The sequence below is a fragment of the Actinosynnema sp. NPDC023658 genome, from assembly GCF_040639995.1.
GTDB lineage: Bacteria > Actinomycetota > Actinomycetes > Mycobacteriales > Pseudonocardiaceae > Actinosynnema.
In genome coordinates this window covers 37,496-44,485 of the sequence record NZ_JBFAAX010000011.1, presented here as the reverse complement: position 1 = coordinate 44,485, position 6,990 = coordinate 37,496, and the positions used below count along the sequence as shown (strand labels likewise).

The following is a 6,990-nucleotide window of genomic DNA, read 5'->3' as shown; positions in this document are numbered from 1 at the left end:
GGATCTCGTCGAGCTGCTCGTAGCCCTCGACGACACCGGTCGACATGCCGCTCGCCAGCGCCATGTCACGACCCTCGGTCGTCTCGAACTGGCTCACCGCGGAGGACCCGCCCGGCCCCGCCGTGTGCATCGAGGAGGCCGCGCAGACCCTGCGCGGCCTCTAGTCGATCACCTTCGGGTGGTCACCGGGACAGGACGGTGTCCAGGACCCGGGTCAGCCGGGCGGTGGCGTCGGTCGGCGCTTCGGCGGTGCGCCAGGCGATGACGCCGTCCGGGCGGACCAGGCTCGCGCCGTGCGGGCCGATGCCGTAGCGGTCGGCCAGCTCGCCCGTCGGGTCCTGCACGGCGGGCACCCGCAGGCCGGGCACGTCGACCGCCCAGGCGGGGTCCAGGGTCAGCAGGGTCCAGCCGGTGAACAGGTCCAGGGTGGACTTCATCGCGCCCTCGTGCCGCACCAGCACGTGCGGCGCGCGGAAGCCCGCCCGGCCGCTCGGCTTGGCCGGGTCCTCCATCGGGGCCGGGTCGTCGTCCTCGACCAGCACGGCGCCGGACTTGCACCGGTAGCCGAGGGTCAGCTGGTAGGGGTCGACCTCGGCCGGCACGTCGGGGCCCGCCAGCTGCGGCGCGAACCGCTGCACGTAGTTCGCGTACGACCCGTCGATCACCAGCTTCGCGTACGGCCGCCGTTCGGCCTCGTAGCTGTCCAGCAGGCCCTCGCCCGCCTCGCCCCGCAGCACCGCCGCGAGCTTCCACGCGAGGTCGCGCCCGTCACCGATGGCGGTGTTGCCGCCGAGCCCGCCGGTCGGCGGCGTGACCTTGGCCGCGTCACCGATCAGGAACACCCGCCCGGCCCGGAACCGGTCGCTCAGCCAGGCCGCCATCTCCCAGCTGGTGATCTCCAGGACCTCCGGCTCCAGGTCCGGCGCGTCCGTGGCGATCCGCAGCAGCTCGACGCACCGCTGCGCCGGGTAGTCCGCCGCCGACTCCCGCGCCGGGTCGTACTCGATCGAGAACACGTTGCGCCGCTCGGTGTTCGTCGCCACGAACGCGCCGGTGAACGCGGGGTTCTGCAGGTAGAACAGGGTCAGCTTGCCGGGCACGATGTGCGCCGCCAGGTCCGCCTCGAACACCACCCCGATGTGGCTGGTCAGCTCACCCGGCCCCTGCCGCCCGATGCCCGCGAACCCGCGCACCACACCGCGGTGCCCGTCCGCGCCGACCACGTAGTCCGCCCGGATCGAGTGCTCCTGCCCGCCCGACCGGACCCGCGCCGTCACCCCGTCGGCGTCCTGCTCCAGCGACAGCAGCTCGGTCTCGAACCACACCTCCGCGCCCAGCTCGCGCGCCCGGCGCAGCAGCACCGGCTCGACCCGGTCCTGGCTCGCCAGGCCGGGCCGCTCGGGGCTGAGCGAGGTGTCCCACTCCTCGGTCTCGCTCATGATCGTGTGGAACACCCGGCCGCGCAGGCTCTCCGCGACCTTGATCACCAGCCCGCCGTCGAGGCCCGCGCCGGCTTCCCGCACCTCGTCCGCGACCCCCGCCCGGCGCAGCAGCTCCATCGTCCGGTGCGTCTGCCCGGTCGCCTTCGGGTGCGGCGACGTCCCCCGGTGCTTCGAGATGCCGAGCACCTCGACGCCCTCCTGGGCCAGGAACAACGCGGCGGACAACCCGCTCAGCCCCGCACCGACCACCAGCACCTGAACCCTCTTATCTCCCATGACCAAGAATCTTAGCCAGTAAGAGATAAGCGATGCAAGAGACTTTCAGGCGAGCGGCACGGTGGCCCCGGTCCGCGCCGACTCGAACGCCGCCTCCACGACCTCCAGCCCGGTGACCGCGTCGGCCACCGGGACCGGCGCCCGACCGGCCGCGACGGCCGTGTAGAACTCCTGGTAGGCCCCCGGCTCGGTGCGGACGGGTTCGGTGCGGGAGGGCTCCGGGCAGAGGACGCCCCACTGCTCCGCCGGGTCCTCGCCCCACCCCTCGCCGCCGGGCGTCGCGCCCGCCTTCAACGCCTCCTCCTGCGGGTCCATCCCGTGCTTGACGTACGCCGCCCGGTCACCGAGCACCCGGAACCGCGGTCCCGACGACGCCACCAGCGCCGAGGCCCACAGGTGCGACACCGCGCCGGACGGGTGGGTCAGCGCGAGGAACGCGTCGTCGTGCGCCCGGGCGCCCGGTCGCAGCGCCCGCACCTCCGCGTACACGTTCGTGGGACGCCCGAACAGCGCGACCGCCTGGTCGACCAGGTGCGTGCCCAGGTCGAACACGATGCTGCCCAGGTCGGCCGGGTCGCCGGACTCCTTCCAGCTGCCCTTCACCTCCGGCCGCCACCGCTCGAACCGCGACTCGAACCGGTGCACCCGGCCCAGCGCGCCCTCACCGACCAGCCGCGCCACCGTGCGGAAGTCGCCGTCCCACCGCCGGTTGTGGAACGGCGCCAGCAGCACCCCGCGCGCCGCCGCCAGGTCGGCCAGCTCCCGCGCCACCGCGGCCGAGGGCGCGAACGGCTTGTCCACCACGGCGTTCAGGCCGTGCTCCAGCGCGGCACGGGCGTGCTCGGCGTGGAACCGGTTCGGCGTGGTCACCACGACCAGGTCGAACTCGTCCGCCCGCCGCCACACCTCGTCCACCGACGCGATCAGCTCGGCGTCGGGGTAGCGGGACGCCACCTCGGCCCGCCGGTCGGGGTTGCCGGTGACGACGGCGGCCAGCTCCAGGCCGGGAGTGGTGGACAGGAACGGTGCGTGGAACGCGGCTCCGCCGAGCCCGTACCCGATCAGTGCGGTGCGCATGACCGCTGACCCTAGGCTTCCCACGGCGTGGACGCCCTGTCGTGGACCGCCGCACGGCGCTAACTTCACCTCATGATCCCGCTCGTGGCACGACGGCACGTGGACTACGTGCGCGTCACCGCCATGGCCTGTCGTCTCGGCTGATCCAGCCCAGCCCACCGCGCGCGCCCGGTGTCCTCGGCGTGCTCGAAAAACGACCAACCCCGGCTGAACGGGAGTCCTCAGCATGTCCTGGTCCTTCGACACCAAGCAGGTCCACTCCGGCGCCGCACCCGATCCGGCGACGGGCGCCCGCGCCACGCCGATCTACCAGACCACCTCGTTCGTGTTCCGGGACTCCGCGCACGGCGAGGCCCTGTTCAGCCTGGCCGAGCCGGGCAACATCTACACCCGCATCAACAACCCCACCCAGGACGTGCTGGAGCAGCGCGTCGCCGCGCTGGAGGGCGGGGTGGCGGCGGTGGCGTTCGCGTCCGGCCAGGCCGCCGTGACCGGGACCGTGCTCAACCTGGCCCGCGCGGGCGACCACCTGGTGTCCAGCGCCTCCCTCTACGGCGGCACGTACAACCTGTTCCACTACACGCTGCCCAAGCTCGGCATCGAGGTGTCCTTCGTGGACGACCCGGACGACCTGGACGCCTGGCGTGCCGCGGTCCGGCCGAACACCAAGCTCTTCTTCGCGGAGTCGCTGGCCAACCCGCGCAGCAACGTGCTGGACATCGCCGCCGTCTCCGAGGCGGCGCACGCGGCGGGCGTGCCGCTGGTGGTGGACAACACCGTGCCCACCCCGTACCTGGTGCGGCCGATCGAGCACGGGGCCGACATCGTCGTCCACTCGGCCACCAAGTACCTCGGCGGGCACGGCACCGCGGTCGCGGGCGTGGTCGTGGACGGCGGCACGTTCGAGTACTCCGACGCCGAGCGGTTCCCGGACTTCAACGAGCCCGACCCGAGCTACCACGGGTTGCGGTACTGGCCCGCCATCGGGCACGGCTCGTTCGCGGCGAAGCTGCGGGTGCAGGGGCTGCGCGACACCGGCGCGGCCATCGCCCCGCTGAACAGCTTCCTGGTGCTCCAGGGCATCGAGACCCTGTCGCTGCGGATCGACAAGCACTCGGCGAACGCGCTGGAGCTGGCGCGGTGGCTGGAGGCGCGCGACGAGGTCGGGAAGGTGCACTACGCGGGCCTGCCGTCGAGCCCCTGGCACCACCTCGCGCAGAAGTACCTGCCGGCGGGCGCGGGCGGCGTGGTGTCGTTCGAGCTGCTCGGCGGCGTGGCCGCGGGCCGTGCGCTCGTGGACGGCGTGGAGCTGTTCAGCCAACTGGTGAACATCGGTGACGTGCGCAGCCTCATCGTCCACCCGGCCAGCACCACGCACAGCCAGCTCACGCCGGAGCAGCAGGTCGTCTCCGGGGTCACGCCGGGCCTGGTGCGGCTGTCGGTGGGCATCGAGGACGTGGAAGACCTCAAGGCCGACCTGGAGGCGGGCTTCCGCGCCGCCAAGTCGGTGCTGTGACCTCCTGGGCCCCCAGGAGCACCGGGTCCACTGTCGGGGAGACCCCTCCCGCTGCCGGCGGGTGGCGGGAGGGGGACCCGAACGGGCGACGGCAGTGGTTCCGCGGCGCGCTGCCGGGACTGCCGCTGTCGATCGCCTACGAGACCTGGGGCGAGCTGAACGCCGACCGGTCGAACGCGGTGCTGGTGCTGCACGCGCTGACCGGCGACAGCCACGTGGCGGGCCCGGCCGGGCCCGGTCACCCCACGCCGGGCTGGTGGGACGGCCTGGTGGGCCCCGGGCGGGCGCTGGACACGAACCGCTGGTTCGTCGTGGCGCCCAACGTGCTGGGCGGCTGCCAGGGCACCACGGGCCCGTGGGCGACCGCGCCGGACGGCAGGCCGTGGGGCGCCCGGTTCCCCCGCATCACGGTGCGCGACCAGGTGGCCGCCGAGGTGCTGCTGGCCGACGCGCTGGGCGTCGACGCGTGGGCCGCCGTGCTGGGCGGCTCCATGGGCGGGATGCGCGCGCTGGAGTGGGCGGTGTCCGAGCCGGACCGCGTCCGCGCCCTGCTCGTGCTGGCCGCGCCGGCGGCGTCCACGGCCGAGCACATCGCGCTGGCCTCCGCGCAGCTGCACGCCATCCGGCTCGACCCGGTCGGTGGCCTGGGCGTGGCGCGGCGGATCGCGCACATCAGCTACCGCGGTGAGGCCGAGCTGGCGGCCCGGTTCGGGCGCGAGGTGCGCGAGGACGGCCGGTTCCAGGTGGAGTCCTACCTGGACCACCACGCGGCCAAGCTGGTCCGCCGGTTCGACCCGGCCAGCTACGTCACCCTGACCGAGGCCATGAACAGCCACGACGTCGGTCGCGGCCGGGGCGGGGTGCGGGCGGCGCTGCGCCGCGTCACGGCCCGCGCGGTCGTCGCCGGGATCGACTCCGACCGCCTGTACCCGCTGCACCAGCAGGCCGAGGTCGCCGACGCCGTTCCCGGCGCCGGCGACCTGCGCGTGGTGACCTCGCCCTACGGCCACGACGCGTTCCTCATCGAGGTCGACCAGGTGTCGAAGCTGGTCTCCGAGCTGCTCGACCCGGCCTAGAAACCGGCCGTGATGCGGGTGAACTCCCAGTCCGACTGCGGGATGCCGCTGCAGGTGGACGTCACCTGGCCGTCGCACCCGCCGCGGTCGCGGTTGACCGCCCAGAACGTGAACCGGCCCAGCCCGTTGGACTTCGCCCAGTCGCGCAGCTGCGTCCACGCCTGGGCGGTGGTCACCTCGCGCTGGTCGGACAAGCCGTTCATGCCCGAGATGCCGACGTGCCGGAACGCCTCTGCGTCCGACCAGCCGAACGTGGCCTTCAGCTTGTTCTTCAGCCCGGTCGCCGCGTTGATCGAGTCGGTGGCGATGTTCGAGCTGCCGAAGTCGAACGGCATGAGCGTGAACACGTCGATGCCCGCGCCGATCGCCGCGGCCCGCTCGACCAGCCGGTTGCCCCAGGAGTTGGGACCGGTGGTCGTGGTGCCGAAGGTGACGATCGTCTGGATGCCCGGGTTGTTCGCCTTGACGATCTTCAGCGCCTCCAGGATCCGGTCCTGGACGGTCGCGTTCTCGAACTCGTCGGTGTTCTCGATGTCGATGTCGATGGCCTTCAACCCGTAGGTGTTGATGACCTGCTGGTACGCGCCCGCAAGCGCTTGCGGGGTCGTGCAGTTCGGGCCGAGCTTGTTGCCGCTCCACCCGCCGAACGACGGCACCACGTCGCCGCCCGCCGCGCGGATCTGCTGGATCGTCTGCGCGTCGATGCCGCCGGTCAGCGGCCGGGTGCCGTCCCAGGCCGGCGTGCAGCCGCCCGAGGACAGCACGAACGCCAGCGTGAACCACTTGACGCCGGTCGCGCTCATGACCGTGGCCGGCGCGGGCGGGTTGCCCCAGCCGAGGAACAGGTAGGGCGCACCGCGTCCGCCGGTCGGGTTCGTGCCCGGCTGGGTGGTGGCGGAGACCTGGTTCGACGGGCCCGAGGTGTTCGACGCGGCGTCGCGCGCCCGGACCGTGAAGGTGTACGCGGTGGAGGCGTTCAGCCCGGTCACGGTGGCCGTGGTGCCGCTGACCGTGGTCGCGACCGCGCTGCCCCGGTAGACGTCGTAGGCGGTGACGCCGACGTTGTCGGTCGACGCGTTCCAGGCCAGCGACACCGAGTTGCTGGTGGTGCCGGTGACGCGCAGGGAGCCGGGCACGCCGGGCGCGACCGTGTCACCGCCGCCGCCACCGCCGGTGCAGGAGGCGCCGTTGACGGTGCAGTTGACCGGCGAGCCGGAGCCGGTGCCGACGAAGCCGAAGCTCGCCGACGCGCCGACACCGAGGCTGCCGTTGTACTCGCGGTTGGTCGCCACGTAGTGATCACCCGTCCGGGTGACAAGCGCGTCCCAGTAGGACCCCATCGCGGTGCCCGCGGGGAGGTCGAACTCGATGCGCCACGAGGTGATGGCGGAAGGGCCGCCGTTGGCGACGGTGAACTTGGCCTCGAAGCCGGTGCCCCAGTCCTGGGTCTTGGCGAAGGTGGCCGTGACGCCCGGTGCCGCGGAAGCGGCCGGGCCGATGAGCAGTGAACCGATGACAAGTGCGCTCGTCGCGAGCAGCGCGCTCGTTCGTCTTGACATGAGGAGTCCTCCTCGGCGGGATCGGCAGGGTGAATCGCGCCCAC

Annotated in this window: 5 protein-coding genes; 2 read left to right on the top strand and 3 right to left on the bottom strand. The window is 73.0% G+C overall.

All coding sequences use genetic code 11. The features are described 5' to 3' along the window. Nucleotides 1–182: 182 nt before the first annotated feature. The gene (gene rdmE, locus AB0G02_RS03025) at nt 183–1,718 is read right to left on the bottom strand and encodes an aklavinone 12-hydroxylase RdmE (protein WP_360788441.1); all 1,536 of its coding nucleotides are present in this window, start codon (nt 1,716–1,718) and stop codon (nt 183–185) included. A 45-nt stretch (nt 1,719–1,763) separates the two neighbouring features. Next, nucleotides 1,764–2,795, bottom strand: coding sequence for a Gfo/Idh/MocA family oxidoreductase (locus AB0G02_RS03020; protein WP_360788438.1), 1,032 nt, complete (start codon nt 2,793–2,795; stop codon nt 1,764–1,766). 226 nt (nt 2,796–3,021) lie between these two features. Between AB0G02_RS03020 and AB0G02_RS03015 the strand changes: the two genes are divergently transcribed. Beyond that, the gene (locus tag AB0G02_RS03015; protein ID WP_360788435.1) at nt 3,022–4,311 is read left to right on the top strand and encodes a bifunctional o-acetylhomoserine/o-acetylserine sulfhydrylase; all 1,290 of its coding nucleotides are present in this window, start codon (nt 3,022–3,024) and stop codon (nt 4,309–4,311) included. Further along, nucleotides 4,308–5,387, top strand: a complete 1,080-nt coding sequence (locus tag AB0G02_RS03010) for a homoserine O-acetyltransferase (protein WP_360788432.1) — start codon at nt 4,308–4,310, stop codon at nt 5,385–5,387. Before AB0G02_RS03015 ends, AB0G02_RS03010 begins: the two co-directional genes overlap by 4 nt. On the opposite strand, the gene AB0G02_RS03005 is transcribed toward AB0G02_RS03010, so the two are convergent. Beyond that, nucleotides 5,384–6,946, bottom strand: coding sequence for a cellulose binding domain-containing protein (locus tag AB0G02_RS03005; protein ID WP_360788429.1), 1,563 nt, complete (start codon nt 6,944–6,946; stop codon nt 5,384–5,386). The two genes, AB0G02_RS03010 and AB0G02_RS03005, sit on opposite strands and share 4 nt — an antisense overlap. Between the last annotated feature and the right edge of the window lie 44 nt (nt 6,947–6,990).

Excerpts from the sequence above, each read along its gene's own strand:
- AB0G02_RS03020 (WP_360788438.1), bottom strand. The coding sequence starts at position 2,795 with ATGCGCACCGCACTGATCGGGTACGGGCTCGGCGGAGCCGCGTTCCAC.
- AB0G02_RS03015 (WP_360788435.1), top strand. The coding sequence starts at position 3,022 with ATGTCCTGGTCCTTCGACACCAAGCAGGTCCACTCCGGCGCCGCACCC.
- rdmE (WP_360788441.1), bottom strand. The coding sequence starts at position 1,718 with ATGGGAGATAAGAGGGTTCAGGTGCTGGTGGTCGGTGCGGGGCTGAGC.
- AB0G02_RS03005 (WP_360788429.1), bottom strand. The coding sequence starts at position 6,946 with ATGTCAAGACGAACGAGCGCGCTGCTCGCGACGAGCGCACTTGTCATC.